Origin of the sequence: Shinella zoogloeoides (genome assembly GCF_022682305.1) — a bacterium.
Taxonomy (GTDB): Bacteria; Pseudomonadota; Alphaproteobacteria; order Rhizobiales; family Rhizobiaceae; genus Shinella; species Shinella zoogloeoides_B.
This window is the reverse complement of sequence record NZ_CP093528.1, coordinates 2,471,136-2,493,778: the sequence shown is the minus strand read 5'-3', so window position 1 is coordinate 2,493,778 and position 22,643 is coordinate 2,471,136. Positions and strand designations below refer to the sequence as shown.

General features: G+C 64.8%; 22 protein-coding genes and 1 tRNA gene. 17 read left to right on the top strand and 6 right to left on the bottom strand.

What is annotated here, in order from left to right; translation table 11 throughout:
- Positions 1–48 precede the first annotated feature (48 nt).
- A complete protein-coding gene (locus MOE34_RS12460; protein ID WP_242217317.1) occupies positions 49–1,425 on the top strand; it encodes an MATE family efflux transporter in 1,377 nt (458 codons plus the stop codon).
- 73 nt (positions 1,426–1,498) lie between these two features.
- On the opposite strand, the gene carA is transcribed toward MOE34_RS12460, so the two are convergent.
- Complete coding sequence (gene carA / locus MOE34_RS12455) at positions 1,499–2,707, bottom strand: glutamine-hydrolyzing carbamoyl-phosphate synthase small subunit (protein ID WP_242223981.1); 1,209 nt, start codon at positions 2,705–2,707, stop codon at positions 1,499–1,501.
- Between the two features lie 323 nt (positions 2,708–3,030).
- Here carA and MOE34_RS12450 point away from each other — a divergent pair, with 323 nt between their 5' ends.
- Together MOE34_RS12450 and dnaG are read left to right on the top strand one after the other, a co-directional pair.
- Positions 3,031–3,480: a GatB/YqeY domain-containing protein gene (locus MOE34_RS12450; RefSeq protein WP_242223979.1), complete on the top strand. Its 450-nt coding sequence runs from the start codon at positions 3,031–3,033 to the stop codon at positions 3,478–3,480.
- Positions 3,481–3,616: 136 nt separating this feature from the next.
- Complete coding sequence (gene dnaG / locus MOE34_RS12445; protein ID WP_242217315.1) at positions 3,617–5,605, top strand: DNA primase; 1,989 nt, start codon at positions 3,617–3,619, stop codon at positions 5,603–5,605.
- Positions 5,606–5,664: 59 nt separating this feature from the next.
- Here the strand turns inward: dnaG and MOE34_RS12440 are convergent, their stop codons facing one another.
- Positions 5,665–6,048 carry a VOC family protein gene (locus MOE34_RS12440; RefSeq protein ID WP_242217313.1) on the bottom strand — a complete coding sequence of 128 codons (384 nt, stop codon included), beginning with the start codon at positions 6,046–6,048 and terminating at the stop codon, positions 5,665–5,667.
- Between the two features lie 143 nt (positions 6,049–6,191).
- On the opposite strand from MOE34_RS12440, the gene recQ reads away from it, so the two are divergent.
- On the top strand, positions 6,192–8,054 hold the full coding sequence (recQ, locus tag MOE34_RS12435) for a DNA helicase RecQ (RefSeq protein ID WP_242217311.1): 1,863 nt from the start codon (positions 6,192–6,194) through the stop codon (positions 8,052–8,054).
- Between the two features lie 18 nt (positions 8,055–8,072).
- Here the strand turns inward: recQ and MOE34_RS12430 are convergent, their stop codons facing one another.
- Positions 8,073–8,843 carry an SDR family oxidoreductase gene (locus tag MOE34_RS12430; protein WP_242217309.1) on the bottom strand — a complete coding sequence of 257 codons (771 nt, stop codon included), beginning with the start codon at positions 8,841–8,843 and terminating at the stop codon, positions 8,073–8,075.
- 217 nt (positions 8,844–9,060) lie between these two features.
- On the opposite strand from MOE34_RS12430, the gene MOE34_RS12425 reads away from it, so the two are divergent.
- The 6 genes from MOE34_RS12425 (at position 9,061) to rpoD (ending at position 15,539) form a co-directional block, all read left to right on the top strand.
- Positions 9,061–9,789, top strand: coding sequence for a class I SAM-dependent methyltransferase (locus MOE34_RS12425; protein WP_242217307.1), 729 nt, complete (start codon positions 9,061–9,063; stop codon positions 9,787–9,789).
- Between the two features lie 117 nt (positions 9,790–9,906).
- Entirely contained in the window at positions 9,907–10,362 is a 456-nt protein-coding gene (locus MOE34_RS12420) for a GFA family protein (protein ID WP_242217305.1), read from the top strand.
- A gap of 49 nt (positions 10,363–10,411) precedes the next feature.
- A complete protein-coding gene (locus tag MOE34_RS12415) occupies positions 10,412–11,599 on the top strand; it encodes a glycine C-acetyltransferase (RefSeq protein ID WP_242217303.1) in 1,188 nt (395 codons plus the stop codon).
- 32 nt (positions 11,600–11,631) lie between these two features.
- Positions 11,632–12,669 (top strand): L-threonine 3-dehydrogenase, encoded by a 1,038-nt coding sequence (tdh, locus tag MOE34_RS12410; RefSeq protein WP_242217301.1) that lies wholly within the window; start codon positions 11,632–11,634, stop codon positions 12,667–12,669.
- A gap of 70 nt (positions 12,670–12,739) precedes the next feature.
- Positions 12,740–13,087, top strand: a complete 348-nt coding sequence (locus tag MOE34_RS12405; RefSeq protein ID WP_242217299.1) for a GFA family protein — start codon at positions 12,740–12,742, stop codon at positions 13,085–13,087.
- A gap of 400 nt (positions 13,088–13,487) precedes the next feature.
- Positions 13,488–15,539, top strand: a complete 2,052-nt coding sequence (gene rpoD / locus MOE34_RS12400; RefSeq protein ID WP_119257072.1) for an RNA polymerase sigma factor RpoD — start codon at positions 13,488–13,490, stop codon at positions 15,537–15,539.
- 81 nt (positions 15,540–15,620) lie between these two features.
- Here the strand turns inward: rpoD and MOE34_RS12395 are convergent, their stop codons facing one another.
- On the bottom strand, positions 15,621–16,193 hold the full coding sequence (locus MOE34_RS12395; protein ID WP_242217297.1) for a hypothetical protein: 573 nt from the start codon (positions 16,191–16,193) through the stop codon (positions 15,621–15,623).
- A gap of 301 nt (positions 16,194–16,494) precedes the next feature.
- On the opposite strand from MOE34_RS12395, the gene MOE34_RS12390 reads away from it, so the two are divergent.
- Positions 16,495–17,601, top strand: a complete 1,107-nt coding sequence (locus MOE34_RS12390; protein WP_242217295.1) for an ABC transporter substrate-binding protein — start codon at positions 16,495–16,497, stop codon at positions 17,599–17,601.
- A gap of 75 nt (positions 17,602–17,676) precedes the next feature.
- Here the strand turns inward: MOE34_RS12390 and MOE34_RS12385 are convergent, their stop codons facing one another.
- Complete coding sequence (locus tag MOE34_RS12385) at positions 17,677–19,323, bottom strand: alpha/beta hydrolase (protein ID WP_242217292.1); 1,647 nt, start codon at positions 19,321–19,323, stop codon at positions 17,677–17,679.
- A 153-nt stretch (positions 19,324–19,476) separates the two neighbouring features.
- Between MOE34_RS12385 and MOE34_RS12380 the strand changes: the two genes are divergently transcribed.
- From MOE34_RS12380 to MOE34_RS12365, 5 genes are all read left to right on the top strand, one after another.
- A complete protein-coding gene (locus tag MOE34_RS12380; RefSeq protein ID WP_242217290.1) occupies positions 19,477–19,878 on the top strand; it encodes a DUF1801 domain-containing protein in 402 nt (133 codons plus the stop codon).
- 75 nt (positions 19,879–19,953) lie between these two features.
- Positions 19,954–20,307 (top strand): DUF1428 domain-containing protein, encoded by a 354-nt coding sequence (locus MOE34_RS12375; RefSeq protein ID WP_242217288.1) that lies wholly within the window; start codon positions 19,954–19,956, stop codon positions 20,305–20,307.
- Positions 20,308–20,358: 51 nt separating this feature from the next.
- Positions 20,359–20,484, top strand: a complete 126-nt coding sequence (locus MOE34_RS25440; protein WP_277955649.1) for a hypothetical protein — start codon at positions 20,359–20,361, stop codon at positions 20,482–20,484.
- 75 nt (positions 20,485–20,559) lie between these two features.
- Complete coding sequence (locus MOE34_RS12370) at positions 20,560–20,910, top strand: nuclear transport factor 2 family protein (protein ID WP_242217286.1); 351 nt, start codon at positions 20,560–20,562, stop codon at positions 20,908–20,910.
- Positions 20,911–21,021: 111 nt separating this feature from the next.
- Entirely contained in the window at positions 21,022–21,429 is a 408-nt protein-coding gene (locus MOE34_RS12365) for a hypothetical protein (protein ID WP_242217285.1), read from the top strand.
- Between the two features lie 217 nt (positions 21,430–21,646).
- Here the strand turns inward: MOE34_RS12365 and MOE34_RS12360 are convergent, their stop codons facing one another.
- The gene (locus tag MOE34_RS12360; RefSeq protein WP_242217282.1) at positions 21,647–22,399 is read right to left on the bottom strand and encodes an SIMPL domain-containing protein; all 753 of its coding nucleotides are present in this window, start codon (positions 22,397–22,399) and stop codon (positions 21,647–21,649) included.
- A 155-nt stretch (positions 22,400–22,554) separates the two neighbouring features.
- On the opposite strand from MOE34_RS12360, the gene MOE34_RS12355 reads away from it, so the two are divergent.
- A tRNA-Ile gene (locus tag MOE34_RS12355) sits at positions 22,555–22,630 on the top strand.
- Positions 22,631–22,643 lie beyond the last annotated feature (13 nt).

Sequence of the window (22,643 nt, the reverse complement as noted above, 5' to 3'; positions counted from 1 at the left end):
TCGCGACCCGATCTTGTGATCGGAAGCGATGCGAAAGTGAGAAGTATCATGCACATGGCATCGCATCGCGAGGACAATCGCTGGGGCGCGCATTTCCGGGCGACCTTCGCGCTCGGCGTGCCGCTTATCGGCGCGCAGCTCGCCCAGCTCGGCATCCACACGACGGACGTGGTGATCCTCGGCCGCCTCGGTGCCGCGCATCTGGCGGCCATCGTGCTGGCCAGCTCCTTCTTCTTCACCCTCTTCATTCTTGGCTCGGGCTTCGCCAATGCCGTCATGCCCATGGTGGCGCAGGCTTATGGCCGCGGCGACACCGTGTCCGTGCGCCGCTCCGTGCGCATGGGCATGTGGGTGGTGCTGATCTATGCCGCGCTCGTCTCGCCGATCTTCTTCAATGCCGAGCGCATCCTGCTTTATGCCGGCCAGAAGCCGGATGTGGCGGCGCTTGCCGGTAGCTATCTCAAAATCGCGCAATGGGGCATGGGGCCGGCGCTGCTGTTCATGACCCTGCGCGGCCTCGTCAGCGCCCATGGCCGGGCCGGGATCGTGCTCTACATCACGATCATCGTGCTCACCGTCAACGCGGTCCTCGCCTATGCGCTGGTGCTCGGCCATTTCGGTCTTCCGGCCATGGGCATCGTCGGCGCGGCCATCGTCTCCTTCGGCGTCAATCTCCTGAGCTTCCTGCTCATCACCCTCTATATCCAGACGCGCGCCGACATGCGCCGCTACGAGCTTTTCGTGCGCTTCTGGAAGCCCGACTGGCCGGCCTTCCGCGAGGTGCTCCAGCTCGGCCTGCCGATCGGCCTTACCATGCTCGCCGAGGTCAGCCTCTTTTCCGGGGCCTCGCTGCTGATGGGCAATATCGGCACGCTGCAGCTCGCCGCCCATGGTATCGCGCTCCAGCTCGCCTCCATTGCCTTCATGATGCCGCTCGGCCTGGCGCAGGCCGGCACCGTGCGGGTCGGCGTGGCGCATGGGCGCGGCGACCGTCTCGGCATCGTGCGCGCCTCCTGGGCGGTGCTGATCGTCGCGGCCTGCATTTCGGTGACCGGCGGCATCCTCTTCGCCGCCATTCCCACGACGCTCGCCTCGATCTTCCTCGACAAGGCAGGCGCGGATTCGGCGGCCGTCCTGGCGATTGCCGGTCCCTTCGTGGTGGTCGCGGGCATCTTCCAGCTTGTCGATGGCATGCAGGCGATTGCCGCCGGCCTGCTGCGCGGCCTCAAGGATACGCGCATCCCGATGGTCATGGCGCTGATCTCCTATTGGCCCATCGGCTTCTTCTCCGCCTGGTTCCTTGCCTTCCCGGCCGGCTTCGGCGGCATCGGCGTGTGGTTCGGCTTCCTCGCCGGTCTCTCCGCCGCTTCCATCCTGCTCAACTGGCGGTTCTACCGCTTGGTGACGCGGCAAGCCGGGGCATGAATTTACCGGCAACGCCAAACGAAAAGGCCCCGGACACGTGTCCGGGGCCTTTTCGTTTGCATGGATAGATCGCTTATGCCCGTTCCGGAATGGCTGCCTCGCCCTTCTTCTCGCGCACCAGATTGATGAAGCGGCGGAAGAGGTAGTGGCTGTCCTGCGGGCCGGGGGAGGCTTCCGGGTGATGCTGCACGGAGAAGACCGGCTTGCCGACGAGGCGCAGGCCGCAATTCGTGCCGTCGAACAGCGAGACGTGGGTTTCCTCGACGCCGTCCGGCAGGGTGGAGGAGGCGACGGCGAAGCCGTGGTTCATCGAGACGATCTCGACCTTGCCGGTCGTGTGGTCCTTCACCGGATGGTTCGCGCCGTGGTGGCCCTGGTGCATCTTCTCGGTCGTCGCGCCGACGGCAAGGCCGAGCATCTGGTGGCCGAGGCAGATGCCGAAGATCGGGATGCCCGTCTCGATGAGCGCCTTGATGACCGGCACGGCATATTCGCCGGTCGCCGCCGGATCGCCCGGGCCGTTGGAGAGGAAGATGCCGTCCGGCTTCAGCGCCAGCACGTCCTCGGCGCTGGAGGTCGCCGGCATGACGGTGACCTTGCAGCCGAGGCCGGTGAAGAGGCGCAGGATGTTGCGCTTCACGCCGTAGTCGAGCGCGACGATGTGGTACTTCACGTCGCTGTCGGCGAGATCTTCATAGCCTTCGTTCCAGACCCAGGGCTTCTCGCTCCAGCGCGAGGACTGGCCGGAGGAGGCGACCTTGGCGAGGTCGAGGCCGACGAGGCCGCTCCAGGCCCTGGCTTCGGCCTTCAGCGTCTCGATGTCGAAGACGCCGTTCGGGTCGTGGGCGATGACCGCGTTCGGCGCGCCGTTCTCGCGGATCCAGGCGGTGAGCGCGCGCGTGTCGATGCCCGAGAGGCCGATGATGCCGCGGGCCTTCAGCCAGCCGTCGAGATGTTTTGCCGAGCGGTAGTTCGAGGGGTCGGTGATGTCGGCCTTGAAGATCGTGCCGACTGCGCCGTGGCGGGCGGCAGGTGTCAGGTCCTCGATGTCCTCGTCATTGGCGCCGATATTGCCGATATGCGGGAAGGTGAAGGTGACGATCTGGCCGAGATAGGACGGGTCGGTCAGGATTTCCTGGTAGCCCGTCAGCGCCGTGTTGAAGCAGACTTCCGCCGTCACCTTGCCGGTGGCGCCGATGCCCTTGCCTTCGATGACCGTGCCGTCGGCAAGAACGAGCAGGGCGGTCGGCTTTTCAGTGGTCCATGCGGGGGTCGAGGTCATAGTCATCCCGTTTCCGGTGCCGGGCGCCGGCTTGAAAGCCGAGGGGCCGGGCACCATTTAAGGTCGCAGGCAAAGGCGCGCGGAAACCCGCGTTGGTTCGCCCTGATTGCCAATTTTCGTGCAGGTGCCGGAAAATAGACAAAGCAGGGGGCGGGGTCAACCGTTGCCTGTGGATTGCGCGGAATTATAAAGCGTTTGGAATCAAATGCTTGCGTAATCCGTTTGCCGGCGGACCCTCCGCCGGTCTATGAGCATGCACAATCGAACGACGATGGAGGCCAGGCTGCGCATCCCGCACAGGCCGGCCTCCCATGGAGAAAATGATGCGCGATACCATCGCAAACGCCTTGAAGGATGCACTCAAGGCAAGAGACGCCTGCCGTGTTTCCACGTTGCGCCTGATCCAGGCCACGCTGAAGGACCGCGACATCGCCAACCGCGGCGCCGGCAAGGGACCGGTGGAAAATGACGAGCTGCTGCAGATCCTCGCGAAGATGATCAAGCAGCGCGAGGAATCCGCGAAAATCTTCGCCGAGAACGGCCGCCCGGAACTCGCCGCCCAGGAACGCGAGGAAATCACGGTCATCCAGAGCTTCATGCCGGAGCAGCTTTCCGACGAGAAGGTCAGGGAGCTGATTTCCGGCGTGATCGCCGAGATCGGCGCACAGGGCCTGCGCGACATGGGCAAGGTCATGGCCGTGCTCAAGGAACGCCACCCCGGCCAGATGGACTTCGCCAAGGCCTCCGGCGTGGTGAAGGACCTGCTGAAGTAAGCCGCCGCAAGGCGCACGAATGAAAGGGCGGCCTCGGCCGCCCTTTGCGTTTCCACCTGTGAATTGCTGTGCGCAGGCGACTAGCGCTGGCGGCGGGCCGCCCGCATGGTTATATGGACCCCGATCCGAGGTATCCATGCGCTTTTCCAACGCCTTCCTAGACGAGATTCGCGACCGCGTCTCCATTTCGGACGTGATCGGCCGACGCGTGACCTGGGATCGCAAGAAGACCAATGTCTCGCGCGGCGATTACTGGGCCTGCTGCCCGTTCCACGGCGAAAAATCGCCGTCCTTCCACTGCGAGGACCGCAAGGGGCGCTACCATTGCTTCGGCTGCGGCGTTTCAGGCGATCATTTCCGTTTCCTCACCGACCTGGAAGGCCTGTCCTTCCCGGAGGCCGTGCAGCAGATCGCCGACCTTGCGGGCGTCGCCATGCCCCAGCCGGACCGCGAGGCCGAGCAGCGCGAGAAGGAGCGCATGGGCCTCGTCGAGGTCATGGAGATGGCGACCCGTTTCTTCGAGGACCAGCTTCAGACGCCGGCTGGCGCGAAGGCGCGCGCCTATCTGCGCGACCGCGGCCTGACCGGACGCACCATCGAAACCTTCCGCCTCGGCTATGCGCCGGAGAGCCGCAACGCGCTGAAGGAATTCCTCGCCGGAAAGGGCGTGCCGAAGGAGGCGATCGAGGCCTGTGGCCTCGTCGTGCACGGGCCGGACATCCCCGTTTCCTACGACCGCTTCCGCGACCGCATCATGTTCCCCATCCTCTCTGTGAGGGAAAAGGTCATCGCCTTCGGCGGCCGCGCCATGTCGCCCGATGCACCGGCAAAATACCTCAATTCCAACGAGACCGAGCTGTTTCACAAGGGCAGCGTGCTTTACAACCATGCCCGCGCCCGCAAGGCGGCGCAGGGGGCGGGCCGCGCCGGGCAGGACGACAGGACGGGCGGCACGGTCATCGCCGTCGAAGGCTATATGGACGTGATTGCGCTCTACCAGGCCGGCATCGAGAATGCCGTCGCCCCGCTCGGCACGGCGCTGACCGAAAACCAGCTTGAACTCCTCTGGAAGATGACGCCGGAGCCGGTGTTGTGCTTCGACGGCGACGGGGCGGGCATTCGCGCGGCGAACCGCGCCGCCGATCTGGCGCTGCCCTTCATCAAGCCGCAGCGGACCGTGCGTTTCGCCCTGCTGCCGGACGGCAAGGACCCCGACGACCTGGTGCGCCATGAGGGCCGGACACCCTTCGACAAGGTCATGGCCGGCGCGCAGCCTCTCGCAGAGATGATCTGGAACCGCGAGGTGCAGGGCGCGAATTTCGACACGCCCGAAAGCCGCGCCGCCCTTGAGGCGCGTTTGCGCCAGATCACGGCGGTGATCGCCGACGAGGATGTGCGCCGCCACTATCAGCAGGCCATGCGCGAAAGGCTGAACGCCTTCTTCCGCCCGCCGCAGCGGCAGGGCGGCGGCGGTTTTTCCGGCAACCGGCAGCCGGGCAGGGGTGGCGGGCGCGGCCCGCAGGCCAATGCGGTCCCGTCCGGCATTTCCGACCGGCTCGCCCGCTCGGCGCTGGTGCGCGGCGCGCAGGACCTGCCGGCGCTGCGCGAAAGCGTGCTGGCGCTTACCGTGGTCAATCATCCCGGCCTCCTCTTCAGCGACTATGACGAGATCGCGATCATCGAATACGAGAATCGCGACCTGCAGCGCCTCTGGTCCTTACTCCTCGGCGTAGCGGGGGCCATCGGCGCGCGGCTCGACCGCGAGCGGCTGGTCGAGGAGCTGGAAGCGGCCGGCTTCGACACGCTGCTGCGCGGCCTCGACCAGCAGATCCGCAATTCGCGCCTCTGGACCGCGACAGCGGAGGCCGCGCCCGAGGATGCCCGCGAGGGCTATCTCCAGGCGCTCGCGCTCCACAAGCGCACCCGCGCGCTCCTCTGGCAGCGTCGCGAACTCGAGCGTGAACTCGCCGTGGCCACGGAAGAGGGCGACAGCGAGCGCGTGCCGCAGATCCTGCGCGCCCTGCAGGAGGTCCAGCTGGAAACCGTCCGCATGGAGAACCAGGAGGCCATCATCGAGGGCTTCGGCGTGCTCTCCGGCCGGGTGAAGGGACCGGCAGGGAAGTAATCCGCCGCTGCCGCCTCCAAGGGCCTTCGCACACAAGACTGCTACGTGCTGGAAAGACCTCAGCTGTCGTAGACGATGGCGAGCTTGTTGCCCGAGGGATCGCGCACATAGGCGGAGTACCAGTTCGGGCCGTAATGCGCGCGCGGACCCGGCGGGCCTTCATCCGTCCCGCCATGGGCGAGGGCGGCAGCATGAAAAGCCTGCACTTCGTCATGCGAGGTGGCCGCAAAGCCGATCATCGTACCGTTTCCGGGGCTGGCCGGCGCGCCGTCGAAGGGCGTGCAAAGCCAGAGCTTGAAGCCGCCTTCGCCGCCGCCCTTGGTGTAGCTGCGCCATCCCGGAAATTCGGAATGCATAGCCCAGCCGATGGTCGAGAGCACGGCATCGTAGAATGTGGCTGTCGCGGCGGTGTCTGACGCGCCGAGTGTTGCATAGGCGTCCATTTTTCTCTCCCTCTCAATTTTCTTGCAACTTACCCTTGAATTTAGAACAAATCAAGAACATTGTGTGCGAAGGCGAAAGTCGCCGGTCGGGTGGTTGCCGACATTGTCACGCTTGGCCAGAATGGGGGGAGAAAGTGCAGGTCATGAATCACGTCAGTTCCCCCAGTCCATTGTCGGCCCTGTTCGCGGCGCCCATTGCCGATCCGCTCGACGTGCTCAAGCGCGTCTATGGTTACGATGCCTTCCGCGGCAAGCAGCAGGCGGTGGTGGAGCATGTGACGGCGGGGGGCGATGCCGTGGTGCTCTTCCCGACGGGGGCGGGCAAGTCGCTGTGCTTCCAGATCCCGGCCGTTTGCCGTGAGGGTGTCGGCATCGTCATCTCGCCGCTGATCGCGCTGATGCGCGACCAGGTGGAGGCGCTGAAGCAGCTCGGCGTCAGGGCGGCGGCGCTCAATTCCTCGCTGTCGCGCGAGGAATTCTTTGCGGTGCGCGACGCCATGCGCAGCGGCGATCTCGATTTTCTCTATGTCACGCCCGAGCGTATCGTTACCGATGGCTTCGCCGAACTGGTGGCGGATGCGCGCATCGCGCTGTTCGCCATCGATGAGGCGCATTGCGTCTCGCAATGGGGGCATGATTTTCGGCCGGAATATCGCACGCTCGGCCTGCTCGGCGAGCGTTATCCCGGCGTGCCGCGCATGGCGCTGACGGCGACGGCCGATCCGCATACGCGCGATGACATCATCGAGCGCCTGGGATTGGAAGAGGCCGAGGTCTTCACCACCAGTTTCGACCGGCCGAACATCTCCTACGAGATCGCCGAGCGCGACCAGCCTCGCCAGCAGCTCCTGCGTTTCCTGTCGCGCCATCAGGGCGAGAGCGGCATCGTCTATTGCCTCTCGCGCGCCAAGGTGGAGGACACGGCCGAGTGGCTGAACACGCAGGGCATCCGCGCGCTGCCCTACCATGCCGGATTCGACCGGGCGGTGCGCGACGCAAACCAGGATGCCTTCCTGAAGGAAGAGAACCTCTGCCTCGTTGCCACCGTCGCCTTCGGCATGGGCATCGACAAGCCGGATGTGCGCTATGTCGCCCATCTCGACCTGCCGGGTTCCGTGGAGGCTTACTATCAGGAGACCGGGCGCGCCGGGCGCGACGGGCTGCCCTCGGATGTCTGGATGGCCTATGGCATGGCCGATGTCGTGCAGCGCCGCAGGATGATCGACGAGGGCGGGGCGGCGGATGAGATCAAGCGCATCGAGCGCGCCAAGCTGACGGCGCTGCTCGCTATCTGCGAGACGGCCGGCTGCCGGCGAAAGGCGATCCTCGCGCATTTCGGCGAGACGCATGCCGGCGGCTGCGGCAATTGCGATACCTGCCGCAACCCGGTCGAGACCTGGGACGGCACGGAAGCCGCCATCAAGGCGCTTGCCGCCGTCTATCGCACCGGCGAGCGCTTTGGCGCGGGGCATGTCATCGATGTGCTGATGGGCACCGTCAACGAGAAGACGGAGCGTTTCGGCCATACGGAAATGCCGGTCTTCGGCGCGGGCAAGGATATCGCGCCGCGCATCTGGCAGTCGATCTTCCGGCAGCTGCTGGCGATGGGCCTTATCAGTGTCGACCATTCCGCCTACGGCGCGCTGAAGCTGGAGTCGGAGGCGCGGGCTGTCTTCCGCCATGAGCGGGAGGTGCTGTTCCGCAAGGACCGGCCGCAGACGGGGCGCAAGGCGAAGGCCGGGGGCTCGCCCGCCGCCCGGGAGCGCGACAGCCTTTCCGGCTCCGATCGCGAACTCTTCGAGCTGCTGCGCGCCGAGCGCCTTTCCATTGCCAAGGATCTCGACGTGCCGCCCTATGTTGTCTTCCCGGATACGACGCTGATCGCGCTTGCGAAGGAACGGCCGCGCGATCTCGAGGAGCTTCTGGATATTCCCGGCATCGGCGTTTCGAAGCGCGACCGTTTCGGCGAGGCCTTCCTGGCGGTGATCGACGACTTCACGGATTAGCGGCGGCGCAAGTTTGCGTCACATGCGCACGGTCATCCCGCCATCCACCACCAGCACATGGCCGTTGACGAAGGAGGCGGCGTCGCTGGCGAGGAAGAGGGCGGCGCCGGCGATCTCGTCGGGGCGCGCCCAGCGCTGCGCGGGGATGCGCTGGCGCACGAAGGGCATCAGGTCGTCGTTGGCGGCCATGGCGGCATTGGTCTCCGTCGCGAACCAGCCGGGGGCGATGGCGTTGCTGGTGATGCCGTGCGGGCCGTATTCGACGGCCATGCTGCGCATCAGGCCGGTGAGGCCCTGCTTGGCGGCCGGGTAGATGCCGTCGTTCGGCATGGCGACATGGCCGCCGATGGAGGTGACGGAGATCAGGCGACCGTGGTCGTTGCGCTTCATCAGGGCGGCAGCGTCGCGCGAAAGGCTGGCGGCGGCGGCAAGGTCGGTCAGGATCAGCTCGTCGATCGCTTCGTCGTCGAGGTCGGCGAGCGGGCGGCGGTCGCGGGTGCCGACATTGTTGACCAGTACGTCGAGCCGTCCGTGCAAGCGCTCGATATCGGCCAGCACGGCGCGCTGGGCGGGGCGGTCGGCGATGTCGAAGGCGGTTGCGGAGGCGCTGCCACCGGCTGCGGCGATCTTCGCCACGGCCTCGTCGAGCGTCGCGGGCGTACGGCCCGTCACCACCACATGTGCGCCGGCCTCCGCAAGCGCCTTGGCGATCTCGAAGCCGAGGCCGCGCGCGGCGCCGGTGACGAGGGCAACGCGGCCCTTCTGGGAGAACCTGTCCAAAATCGTCATCGCAGCTTCCTTTCGTGGCGCCAACGGATAGGGGGTGGGCGGCTCGTGTCAACCCCGAGGAAATTGCAAGGGGACTTTAAGGGGCGCCTTGCTCGCTTCGTCCTGCTGGAAGGGAACGCACGACGGTTCGGACGCCGCGCCGGCAGTTGCCGTAACCAGGCGGACGGGTTTGCCCTTTGCCGAAAACGGGTTATGTCCCGGCTGAAAGGATTTTCCGATGGCCCAGAACATTTACGACCAGCCCGCCTTCTTCGAGGGCTACAGCAGCCTTCCCCGCTCGGTTCACGGGCTTGCCGGGGCGGCGGAATGGGAATCGGTGTGCGCGCTGCTGCCCGATCTGACGGGACGCCGCGTCGTCGATCTCGGCTGCGGCTTCGGCTGGTTCGCGCGCCATGCGGCGGCGGAAGGGGCGGTGAGCGTGCTCGGTCTCGATCTTTCGGAAAACATGATCGCGCGGGCGAAGGCCGAGACACAGTCGCCGGCCGTACGCTACGAGATCGCCGATCTCGACCGGCTCGAACTGCCGGAAGGCGCTTTCGATTTCGCCTATTCCTCGCTCGCCTTCCATTATATCGCGGATTTCGATCGGCTGGTGCGCAGTGTGCATGCGGCGCTGGCGCCCGACTCGTCCTTCGTCTTCACCATCGAGCACCCGCTGTACATGGCGCCCTCGCAGCCCGACTGGGCGGAGGTGGGCGGCAGGACGGTCTGGCCGGTGGACGGCTATCTCGTCGAAGGCCCACGCACGACGGACTGGCTCGCCAAGGGGGTCGTCAAGTACCACCGCACGCTCGGCACGACGCTGAACACGCTGGTTTCGGCCGGCTTCGTCATCCGCCATGTCGAGGAATGGAAGCCGAGTACCGAACAGCTTGCCGAGCATCCCGAATGGCAGGTGGAACTGAACCGGCCGATGTTCCTGCTGATTGCCTGCGAGCGGCCCTGAAAACGGATCGGTGGCCCTTTACGCGGGCCGCCGCTGCGCTAGAACTATGTTCTGGAGCCATATTCGCCGGCGCTACGATAACAAGACAAGCCGGCGTCAATCGGAGGGGAGCCGAGTATGTCGCGACCGACCTTGCCGCTGAACGGAGCCTGCCGTTGCGGGCGGGTGAAAATCCGCATCAGCGCACCGCCGCTCCTGACCATGGCCTGCCATTGCACCGGCTGCCAGCGCATGTCCGGCAGTGCCTATTCGCTGAGCGCGGCGATCCCGTCCGAAGGGTTTGCCGTCACGGAAGGTGAGCCGGTCGTTGCCGGGGCCAGCCCCGAGGCAGGGCATCACTTCTGCCCGCATTGCATGACCTGGATGTTCACGCGGCCGGCGGGCATGGATTTCTTCGTCAATGTCCGGCCGACCATGCTTGAAAACACAAGCTGGATCAGCCCCTTCATCGAGACCTATACGAGCGAGAGGCTTGCCTGGGCCACGACGCCCGCCGTGCACAGCTATGAGAAATTCCCGCCGATGGAAGACTACGAGGGGCTTGTCGCCGCCTATGCGGCGAGCGTTGCCTGAGCCGTCGCCGCTTCGAACCGATTTCCTTCCAGCCCATGAGTGCGTGCCCATGACCTCCGCTTTCCTCGCCCATCTTCGAACCGAAATCGACGGCCTGAAATCCGCCGGCCTCTACAAGGCCGAGCGCGTCATCACCTCCAAGCAGGCCGGCGAGATCGCCGTCGCCTCCGGCGAGCGCGTGCTGAATTTCTGCGCTAACAACTATCTCGGCCTTGCCGACAATGAAGAGCTGGCCGAGGCCGGTAAAAAGGCCCTCGACCGCTACGGCTACGGCATGGCCTCCGTGCGTTTCATCTGCGGCACGCAGGAGGAGCACAAGCAGCTCGAGGCGCGCATCTCGTCCTTCCTCGGGCTGGAAGACACGATCCTCTATTCCTCCTGCTTCGATGCCAATGGCGGTCTCTTCGAGACGCTGCTTTCCGAGGAAGACGCCATCATCTCCGATGCGCTGAACCACGCCTCGATCATCGATGGCGTGCGGCTCTCCAAGGCCAAGCGCTTCCGCTATGCCAACAACGACATGGCGGCTCTGGAGGAGGAACTGAAGAAGGCCGAGGGCAGCCGCTTCAAGATGATCGCGACGGACGGCGTCTTCTCGATGGACGGCATCATCGCCAATCTGCAGGGCGTCTGCGACCTTGCGGAAAAATACGGCGCGATGGTCATGGTGGACGACAGCCATGCGGTCGGTTTCGTCGGAAAACACGGCCGGGGCTCGGCGGAACATTGCGGGGTCGAAGGCCGGGTCGATATCATCACCGGCACGCTCGGCAAGGCGCTCGGCGGCGCCTCGGGCGGCTATACGTCGGGCAAGCGGGAAGTGGTCGAATGGCTGCGCCAGCGCTCGCGGCCCTATCTCTTTTCCAATACGCTCGCCCCGGTCATCGCGGCCGCCTCGCTGAAGGTCTTCGATCTCATCGACAATGGCGACGCGCTCCGCAAGCGGCTTTATGCCAATGCCGATCTCTTCCGCGCCGAGATGACGAAGCTCGGCTTCACGCTTGCGGGCGAGGGGCATCCGATCATTCCCGTCATGCTCGGCGACGCGAGCCTTGCACAGGACATGGCGAGCCGCATGCTGGCGAAGGGCGTCTATGTCATCGGCTTTTCCTTCCCCGTCGTGCCGCGCGGCCAGGCGCGTATCCGCACTCAGATGTCGGCCGCCCATGGCGAGGCGGATGTTCGCAGGGCGATCGATGTCTTCGCCGAAGTCGGGCGCGAACTGGGCGTCATTTGAGAGTCTTCTGAATCCCTTGTGGAGTTTTCGTCATGTCGAACATGATGCGTGCGCTGGTTAAAGCAAAACCTGAAGTCGGCCTCTGGATGGAGACCGTGCCGGTGCCGGAGGTCGGCCCGAACGACGTGCTGATCCGGGTGAAGAAGTCCGCCATCTGCGGCACGGACGTGCACATCTGGAACTGGGACCAGTGGGCGCAGAAGACCATTCCTGTGCCCATGGTCGTCGGCCATGAATTCGTCGGCGAGATCGCCGAAGTCGGCTCGGCCGTCACCAAGTACCATGTCGGGGAAAGGGTCTCGGGCGAGGGACACATCGTCTGCGGCAAGTGCCGCAACTGCCGCGCTGGGCGCGGGCACCTCTGCCACTATACCAAGGGCGTCGGTGTCAATCGTCCCGGCTCCTTCGGCGAGTTCGTCTGCATTCCCGAGCATAATGTCGTGCCGATCCCGGATGACGTGCCGGACGAGGTGGCGGCGATCTTCGATCCTTTCGGCAATGCCGTGCACACGGCGCTTTCCTTCGACCTCGTTGGCGAGGACGTGCTCGTTACCGGTGCAGGGCCGATCGGCATCATGGGGGCGATGGTGGCGAAGCGTTCCGGCGCCCGCAAGGTCGTCATCACGGATATCAATCCGGTGCGCCTCGACCTCGCCCGCAAGGTCGGCATCGACCATGTGGTCGACGCCTCGAAGGAGGACCTTGCCGAGGTGATGGGCAAGATCGGCATGACGGAGGGTTTCGACGTCGGCCTCGAAATGTCGGGCGCGCCGCCGGCCTTCCGCTCGATGATCGACACGATGAACAACGGCGGCAAGATTGCCATCCTCGGCATCGCGCCGGATGGATTCGGCATCGACTGGAACAAGGTGATCTTCAAGATGCTCACGCTGAAGGGCATCTACGGGCGCGAGATGTTCGAGACCTGGTACAAGATGATCGCCTTCGTGCAGGGCGGGCTCGACCTTTCGCCGATCATCACCCACCGCATCGGGATCGACGACTTCCGGGAGGGCTTCGAGGCGATGCGCTCGGGCAATTCCGGCAAGGTCGTCATGGATTGGCACTGAGCCATATCGGACAAGCGTGCGCAGCGGTTTGCGACAGCGACATGCGCCAAGGGACAGGAGGAGTTGAACGATGAAATATGAAGGAAGCTGCCATTGCGGCAATGTCGCCTTCGAGGTGGAGGGTGAGTTCGACAGCGGTCTCGACTGCAACTGTTCCATGTGCCGCCGGCGCGGCGGCCTGCTCGCCTTCGTGCCGCGCGAGAACCTCGTGCTGACGACGCCGGAGGAGAATGTGGCGACCTACACCTTCAACCGCCACGTCATAAAACATCATTTCTGCGCCAATTGCGGCATCGCGCCCTATGGCGAGGGAAGTGATCCGAAGGGGAACAGGATGGCCGCGGTGAACCTGCGCTGCATCCCCGCGATCGATCTCGAAACCTTGACGATCAACAAGGTGGACGGGCGCTCGTTCTGAGATCGGCGATTCGGGGAGGGCGGGCCGGAAGCGGCTCTTGTCTTTCCGGCAATTGCGCCTACATGAGGCTCAATCGCCCGGATCCGCTGACTCGTTCGTCCGCGAACCCGAATCGGAACCTTTTCCGGCTTTTTTACCGGAAAAGCTTGACGTAACCGAAAATTCTGGGAATCACCATTGTTGGCTGAGAAGGAATGGGTACGGCGGATCGGGAAGTCATGTCAATTATGTTGCTCAGGCAACATTCCCACGATCCCGCGAGCCGGGATGTGGTTAATCGGGATTTAATTGTCAATCCGTTAGGTCAGGGACGCTGATTCGCGTTTGCGCATGCCGAAGGGCGATCGGCTGCGGAACCCTTACCGCTTGGAAACTGATGCTCAGGAAAGCGACGAAATAAATGGCGACAAAGGTCAAAGAGAACGAGGAAGTCGAAAACGAACGCGAAGGCGCATCCGACGGCCCTCTTCTCGATCTTTCCGATGATGCCGTCAAGAAGATGATCAAGGCCGCCAAGAAGCGCGGCTATGTCACGATGGATGAGCTGAATTCCGTCCTGCCTTCCGAGGAAGTCACCTCGGAGCAGATCGAGGATACGATGGCCATGCTTTCGGACATGGGCATCAACGTCATCGAAGACGAGGACGCCGAAGAGGCGGCCCAGACCGACGACGAAGGCGGCGACGACGACAACGAGAGCGAAGGCGGGGAGCTTGCCGCTTCCGGCGGCACCGCGCTTGCGACCGCCAAGAAGAAGGAGCCGACGGATCGTACGGACGACCCGGTGCGCATGTATCTGCGCGAGATGGGCTCCGTCGAACTCCTGTCGCGCGAAGGCGAAATCGCCATCGCGAAGCGCATCGAAGCCGGCCGCGAGACGATGATCGCCGGCCTCTGTGAGAGCCCGCTGACGTTCCAGGCCATCATCATCTGGCGGGATGAGCTCAACGAAGGCCAGACGCTGCTGCGCGAGATCATCGATCTCGAGACGACCTATTCCGGTCCCGAGGCGAAGGCTGCCCCGCAGTTCCAGAGCCCGGAAAAGATCGAGGCCGACCGCAAGGCGGCTGAAGAGAAGGAAAAGAACCGCAAGCCGCGGGCCGCGAACGACGACGACATCACCAATGTCGGCGGCGAAGGCCTGCCGCCGGAGGAAGAGGAAGAGGACGACGACGAGTCGAACCTTTCGCTCGCCGCCATGGAAGCGGAACTGCGCCCGCAGGTCATGGAGACGCTCGACACGATCGCCGAGACCTACAAGAAGCTGCGCAAGCTGCAGGACCAGCAGGTGGAAGCCCGCCTGCAGGCGACCGGTACGCTCTCGCCCGCCCAGGAGCGCCGCTACAAGGAGCTCAAGGACGAGCTGATCACGGCCGTCAAGTCGCTGTCGCTCAACCAGAACCGCGTCGACAGCCTCGTCGAGCAGCTCTACGACATCTCCAAGCGCCTGATGCAGAACGAGGGTCGCCTGCTGCGCCTTGCCGAAAGCTACGGCGTCAAGCGTGACTCGTTCCTCGAACAGTATTCCGGCGCGGAGCTCGATCCGAACTGGATGAAGTCGATCGCCAATCTGGCCGCCCGCGGCTGGAAGGAGTTCGCCAAGAACGAGAACACGACGATCCGCGACATCCGTCAGGAGATCCAGAACCTCGCCACGGAAACCGGCATTTCCATCGCCGAATTCCGCCGCATCGTCTCGATGGTGCAGAAGGGCGAGCGCGAGGCGCGCATCGCCAAGAAGGAGATGGTGGAAGCCAACCTCCGTCTCGTGATCTCGATCGCCAAGAAGTACACGAACCGTGGCCTTCAGTTCCTCGATCTCATCCAGGAAGGCAATATCGGCCTCATGAAGGCGGTCGACAAGTTCGAGTATCGCCGCGGCTACAAGTTCTCCACCTACGCGACGTGGTGGATCCGGCAGGCGATCACCCGTTCGATCGCCGACCAGGCCCGCACGATCCGTATTCCGGTGCACATGATCGAGACGATCAACAAGATCGTCCGTACCTCGCGCCAGATGCTGCACGAGATCGGTCGCGAGCCGACGCCGGAAGAACTGGCCGAAAAGCTCGCCATGCCGCTCGAGAAGGTCCGCAAGGTCTTGAAGATCGCCAAGGAGCCGATCTCGCTGGAAACGCCGGTCGGTGACGAAGAGGATTCGCATCTCGGTGATTTCATCGAAGACAAGAATGCGCTTCTGCCGATCGACGCCGCCATCCAGGCGAACCTGCGCGAGACGACGACCCGCGTGCTGGCCTCGCTGACGCCGCGCGAAGAGCGCGTCCTGCGCATGCGCTTCGGTATCGGCATGAACACGGACCACACGCTGGAAGAAGTCGGCCAGCAGTTCTCGGTCACCCGCGAACGTATCCGCCAGATCGAGGCGAAGGCGCTGCGCAAACTCAAGCATCCGAGCCGCAGCCGCAAGCTGCGCTCGTTCCTCGACAGCTGAGGCGGCGAACAAACCGAAAAGCCCCGCGAACCGGAAGGTCGCGGGGCTTTTTGTTTGTGGGGGCTATCGGCCCCGACTACTTTACCAGCCGCCGCAGTTCTTCAACTGTTGGGAATACTTCACCGCGATGATCGCCGCCCGCTTGCCGCCGGCCTTTGCCGTCGAACTCCAGTTGCCGCGCTCGTAGCCGGTATGGCCGTGGTAATAGGCGATGTAGAGCCGGTAGGTGTCGTTGAGGGCGATGCCGTTCTTGCGGTTGCTCTCGCTGTGATACCAGCCGATGAAGCGGATGGCGTCGCCGAAGTCCGTGCGCTTGGCCGTCCAGCGGCCGGTCTCGCGCTTGTAGCGCGCCCAGGTGCCGTCGAGCGCCTGCGAGTAGCCGAGCGCCGTCGACTGGCGCTTCCAGGGAATGAAGCCGAAGAGCTTGGTGCGCGGCGGGCGGGCATTGTGCCGGAAACCGGACTCCGCATAGATTGTCGCCATCAGCACGGGGACGGGAACGCCGTATTCGCGCTCCACGCCATAGGCGGCCTGCCGCCAGTTGTCGAAGTAGCCGTCGCGCTGCTCGAAGATGGCGCAGGCGTTCTGCGTCTGTCGAGGGACGGACGCGCAGCCGGCAAGCAGCAGGAGGACGACGATCAATACGCAACGCATCGCTGATCCTCAAGATTTCCGGATATTGATAAATCGTAAATCTTAACGATTGGTTTTGATTCAATTGCGATTTGCCGCTCCCATTCATGGCGGTGATCCGCCGATCAAGGATGCAAATGCATTCTTTTGTTGCGCTTTTTGCCCTGCCGGCCTAATCAATCCGCAGCACGCCGGCCTTTCGCGCACGATTGTTCCGGACCGTGAAAGTACCCCGCCATGCCAAAGCAGACGGCCAGCGCCGTCCGGACGCATGACGGTTTGCGACCGGGCCTTTCCAAGGCCCCAGTTCAGGAGATACACCATGAAGAAGCAGATTTTCGCCGGAGCCTTGCTTGCGGCTTCCGTCGCCTTTGCGCCGCTGGCCCATGCCGATATCGTCGTTGGCCTCATCGCGCCGCTTACCGGCCCGGTCGCCGCCTATGGCGACCAGGTGAAGAACGGCGCCCAGGCGGCTGTCGACCAGATCAACAAGACGGGCGGCATCCTCGGCGAGAAGGTCGTTCTGAAGCTGACCGACGATGCGGGTGAGCCGAAGCAGGGCGTTTCCGCCGCCAACCAGATCGTCGGCGAGGGCATCCGCTTCGTCGTCGGCCCGGTCACCTCGGGCGTCGCCATCCCGGCTTCCGACGTGCTGGCCGAGAACGGCATCCTGATGGTCACCCCGACGGCGACCGCGCCGGACCTCACCGCCCGCGGCCTCACCAACGTGCTGCGCACCTGCGGTCGTGACGACCAGCAGGCCGACGTCGCCGCCGCCTACGTGCTGGCGAACCTGAAGGACAAGAAGGTCGCCATCGTCCACGACAAGGGCGCCTACGGCAAGGGTCTGGCTGACGCCTTCAAGGCGGCGCTCAACAAGGGCGGCGTCACCGAGGCGCTCTACGATTCGATCACCCCGGGCGACAAGGACTTCAGCGCGCTGATCACCCGCCTCAAGTCCGATGGCGTCGAGGTCATCTACTTCGGCGGCTACCATCCGGAAGGCGGCCTGCTGGCCCGTCAGCTCAAGGACCTCTCGGTCAACGCCACGATCATCGGCGGCGAGGGCCTGTCCAACAGCGAATTCTGGGCGATCGGCAACGAAGCTGCCGCTGGCACGCTCTTCACCAATGCGTCGGACGCGCTGAAAAGCCCGGACTCGCAGGCGGCCGTCGCTGTCCTGAAGGAAAAGGGCGTTCCGCCGGAAGCCTTCACGCTCAACGCCTATGCTGCCGTCGAGGTTCTGAAGGCCGGCATCGAGAAGGCCGGCAGCGCCGATGACGCCGCCGCCGTCGCAGCGGCCCTGAAGACCGGCGAAGCCATCCCGACCGCTATCGGCAAGCTGACCTATGGCGAAAGCGGCGACCTCACCTCGCAGAGCTTCTCGCTCTTCAAGTGGGAAGACGGCAAGATCGTCGCCGCCGAATAAGGCGCACCGATCCGAAAATGCGAACGCCGGGGTTTTGCCCCGGCGTTTTTGTTTGCGTGGTGAAGGCGCGGCCGCTTACCGGTCCGCGCGGTACTTTTCCTTCAGCCGGGCGATATCCGCTTCGCTCCAGTCCGTTACGTTCGTCACCGCGATCCACGGCTCGACATAGTGCTCGCCGGCATAGACATGCCCCAGCCCCATGGGCGTGGTGGTCGCCATGGCGAGGTCGAGCGTGAGCTGCAGGAAGGTGACGACGGGATACCACTGGAAGTCCGGCGAGACATCCGGCCCGCGCGGCGTCTTCATCCAGTCGGGCTGGCGGTAGAAGGAATGTGCGTCGTAGAAGGTGATCGGGTCGCTGGCATATTGCAGGTAGACGATGCGCATCGGTCCCCAATGGTCGCCGGCTTCCGGCAGGGCGTTGCGCTGGCTGGTGAAGCGCACGTAGGAACCGTCGCGGAAGCGCGGCAGCCAGGCGGGCGAATCGGGATTGCGGCCCGCGGTCATCTGGCGCCAGATGCGGCTGGGGAAGGGCGGGCCGGACCAGAGCGCGCCCTGATAGGGATCGCCGATGACCTCGAAGAGTTCTGCCGCCTGCTCGGAGGAAAGCGCGCCGAGGCTGAGGCCGTAGAGATAGAGCTTCGGGCGGTGATCCCTCGGCAGGCGCGTCCAGTGGCCGTAGACGGCGCGGAAGAGCGCACGCGAGGCCTCCGCGCCGTAGTCCGGTTCGGCGAGCAGCGAGAGCCAGCTTGCGAGATAGGAATACTGGATGGCGACACTGGCGATATCGCCATGGTGCAGGTACTCGACCGGGTCGATCCCCTCCGGGTCGATCCAGCCGGTGCCCGTGGGCATGACGACAAGCAGCGTGGAGCGCTCGAAACCGCCGACGCGGATCAGTTCCTCAAGCGCGATCTGTGCCCGCGCCTCGGGTGTCTCGGCGGCGTTGAGGCCGGCATAGACGCGCAACGGCTCCATGGCGGGCTTGCCGGTGAAGGTGGAGATGTCGCTGGACGACGGGCCGGTCGCCACGAACGAGCGGCCCTGGCGGCCAAGCTCGTTCCAGCGCACCAGCGAGGCGGCACTGCCCGATTTCAGCGGATCCGTCGGCTCCGCCGTGTCCGGCTCGAATACCTGGTCGAGCCGCTGGAAGGAGGAATCGGCCGTATGCAGCACGAAGCGGATGAGCACCCCGTCCGCCAGGGTCCAGAACAGGACCACGGCAAGGGCGGTGCCGATGAGCGAGGCGAGGCGTCGCGGCGCGGCGCGCTGCGACGTGCTGGCGAAGAGCCGGGCGCTGAGGGCGAAAAGCCGGCCGAGGCCGAGCAGCGCGAGGAACAGCGCGAATGCGATGAAGCCGACATAGAACGGGTGGGCCGTTTCGATTGGCGGCAGGTGCATCAGCGTTCGGATGGAGTTCTGCCATTCCGCCGTGCGCCAGAGGAAGACGAGCGCCACGATGCCGCAGATGCCGCCGGCCACCGTCGTTATCCAGAGCCGTGTGCGGTTCTTCGCCTCCGGCAGTTCCAGCCAGACCCACAGGATGCTGAGAAGAACGCCGAGACCGTAGCCCATGGCCATGGCGACGCCGGACAGAAGCCCCTGGGTGAGATAGGTGCGTGGCAGCAGGCTCGGCGTCAGCGACGCCGCGAAGAACAGCGTGCCCAGCATGAGGCCGCAGGCGGAGAGGGAAAGGACACGCCGCCAAAACCAGTCCCGCATCGTCGTTTTTCCTTTCATGCCGAGCCGTTTACGCGGCCGAAACTTGCATGACGGCGAGAGTGAGGCAACAGACGATTTGTCCCGCGCGTGGATGGGCGGTGGAGAAGCATGGCGGGGCGGGGCGGTTCGCGGTAGACTGCGGGAAATGGGGGCATGCCCATCATGCGCAAGGAGAAGCCGGCGGAAAGCCCACAGGCTTATGTCGACGCCCTCGACGGCTGGCGCCGCGAGATCGTCGATGCGTTGCGAGCGGCCGTGCTTGCCGCCGGTGCGCTGGAAGAGCGCATCAAATGGGGGCACATCGTCTGCTTTTCCAACGGGCCGGTGCTTCTGATCCGCGCCGAGGCGGCACGCGTGCTTTTTGGCTTCTGGCGTGGCAGGCGGCTGACCGGGATCGAGCCGCGGCTGAGGCCTGGCGGTAAATACGAACTGGCGACGATGGCTTTCGTGGAGGATGACACCGTGGATCAAAGCCTTGCCAAGGCGCTGGTGCGGGAAGCTGTCCGGTTGAATGCGGCGGTCGGCGACCCGACGAAAGCCGGTGAGGATCGATAAACGACGGTCGCCCCCTTGCCGGATCGCCGCCGTGCCACACGTTCTTTTCATGCCCCAACCAAGGAGGAGACGAGCATGACCTATGTCGACGGATTCCTGCTGGCCGTGCCCAAGGCCAATCTGGAGGCCTACAAGGCGATGGCGCGCACGGCGGGCGACGTGTGGAAGGAACACGGTGCGATCGACTATGTCGAATGCGCCGCCGATGACGTGCCCTATGGCGAACTCACCTCCTTCCCGCGCGCCGTGCATGCGAGCGATGACGAGATCGTGATCTTTTCCTGGATCACCTACGAATCCCGGGAGCGGCGCGACGCGATCGTCGCCAAGGTGATGGCCGACGAGCGTCTCCAGGGCGACGACTGGAAGGATGTCTTCGATGGCAAGCGTATGATCTATGGCGGCTTTCAGGCATTCCTCGAGCTGTGATAGGCTGGCGGGTGCGCTCGATGCGCTCGCCGCTTGAAGAAAGGGCCCACCATGAACGATATCTACTATGCGATCGTCGGCACGACCACCGATACCAATCAGGGCCTTGCGCGCTTCATGGGTGTGATTCTCGCCTTCATCGTGGTGTTCGGCACGCTGTTCTGGGCCATCGGCTGAGCGACCGGTCAACCCTTGACGGAACCGTGTTGCGGGTCGCACGTTCCCGTGAGCGATCAACCGGAGGCAAGAACCATGGCCGATATCGAAAGCACCAGCCGCGCCGTTATCGAGGCGCTGAACGCCCGCGACTTTTCCGCGCTCGCCGGTAGGGTCCACGAAGATGTTGTTCTTTCCGGCGTCGGGGAGGGCGGCGACAATGGCCGCGAAGCGTTGCGCGACCGGCTTGCCCGCCATTTCGAGGCCTTCGACGAGAGCTATGGCGACATGCTGGTGATGAGCGATGCCTCGGGCGACAATGCGGCGATCCGCGTGACGGCGCGTGGCCGGTCGGCAGGTGGCGACAGCTATTCGAAGGAGAAGATTCTTCTCCTCGAACTGGAGGACGGGATGATCACCCGCTTCGCCGTCTTCAGCGGCTCATGAAGTTGAACGCAGGCTGAACGGCGGATTCGGATTTCGTTCAGGCGGGCCGCCATATGGTTTCCTCAATCGGCGGACAGAACGGCCCGGCCGGAACGAACAGGAGAACCTTCCATGACCAGCATTCTGAAAAAGACCATCCTTGCCGCCGTCCTCGGTCTCGGCGCCCTGACCGCCGCTGTTCCGGCCGCCTCCGCCGCCAGCCTCAGCGTGACGATCGACAATGTCGGCTATCGCAACGGCTTCCTCCAGGTCCAGGACTATGATGGCGGCTGGGATCGCGGTCGTCGCGGTCATGATCGCGACCGCTGGGACGATCGCCGTGATCGCCGCCATGGCGACTGGGGCCGTCGTGGCCGCTGCTCGCCGGATCTCGCCGTCGCCAAGGCCCGCGATTTCGGCATGCGCCGCGCCCGCGTCGTCGACGTGTCGCCGCGTCGCGTCGTGGTCGAAGGCTTCCGCCACGGCGACTATCGCCGCATCGTCTTCATCAACGACCGCGGTTGCCCGATCTGGCGCTGAGCCGTTTATCGGAACAGAGGGGGAAGGCGCTCCGGCGCTCACCTGACGGACGCCGTCCAGCTTGTCACCCCCGGCCGCTGGACGGCCGCCCTCCCGGTCTCGCCGGGAGGGTTTTCGCGTTTGGACGGTGGCCTCCGCCGACCCTGCCGGATGTTCGACGATCAATAAAAAAAGGGCCGGTTTCCCGGCCCTTCGTCCTGTCGCTCTCCGGCCTGGCTTATTTGCCGAGCGCGAAGGTCACGTTGACCACCACGGAGTAGCTGTTCTCGCCGGTGGCGACCGGAACCGTGCCGGCGGCCGCGAAGTCCTTGGCCATGGCGCGCATCATCGGCATCGGTTCGGCGCGGTAGCTCGTCTCGGAGATTTCCAGCACGCGGCCGAGGCCGACACCGGCGGCGGCCGTCAATTCCTTCGCCTTGGCGATGGCGTTCTCGACGGCGCGCGCGCGGGCGGTGCTGACAGCGGCGTCCGGCTTGTCGTTGACGAAGCGGATGCCGCCGCCATGGTTGGCGCCGAGCGTCACGGCCTTGTCGAGAATCTCGCCGAGCTTGGAAAGATCGCGCACGCGCAGCGTGACCGTGTTGGAGACCTGGAAGCCGAGAAGGATCGGCGGCGGGTTCTCGCCCGTCGTGCTCTGCGGGAACTGATACTGCGGATTGATCGCGAAGCCGGAGGTCTGCAGGTCGCGGGCTTCGATGCCGGCTTCCTTCATTGCTGCGAGAATATCCGCCATGGCCTTGTTGTTGGCGTCCAGCGCCTCGCGGGCGGTCTTGGCGTCCTTGACGACGCCGAGGTCGACCAGCGCCATGTCCGGCGCCATCTCGGCCGTGCCCTCTCCGGTAACGATGACCGTCGATTCGCGCGGCCTTGCGGTCTCCTGTGCCTTGGCGGCCAGCGGCGCGGCGGCGGCTGCAAGGGCCAGGGTGAGGGCGACGAGACCGGTGCGGCGGTTCAAGCTTCCATGGAACATGCGGGAATATCTCCTGATAGTTGTGTCCCCTGCCGTGTTCATCGCCCGGCATTGTGTAGAGAATACGGCGACATGCTTGTGAGGCGGCCCGATTTCGTCTAGACGCTTTCCAGCCGTCGGCCGCCATTGACCGACGGCCCCGGCACGCGCCGGACGGGCCTGTAGCTCAATGGTTAGAGCCGGCGGCTCATAACCGCTTGGTTGGGGGTTCGAGTCCCTCCGGGCCCACCAGTCCCCTCTTAAG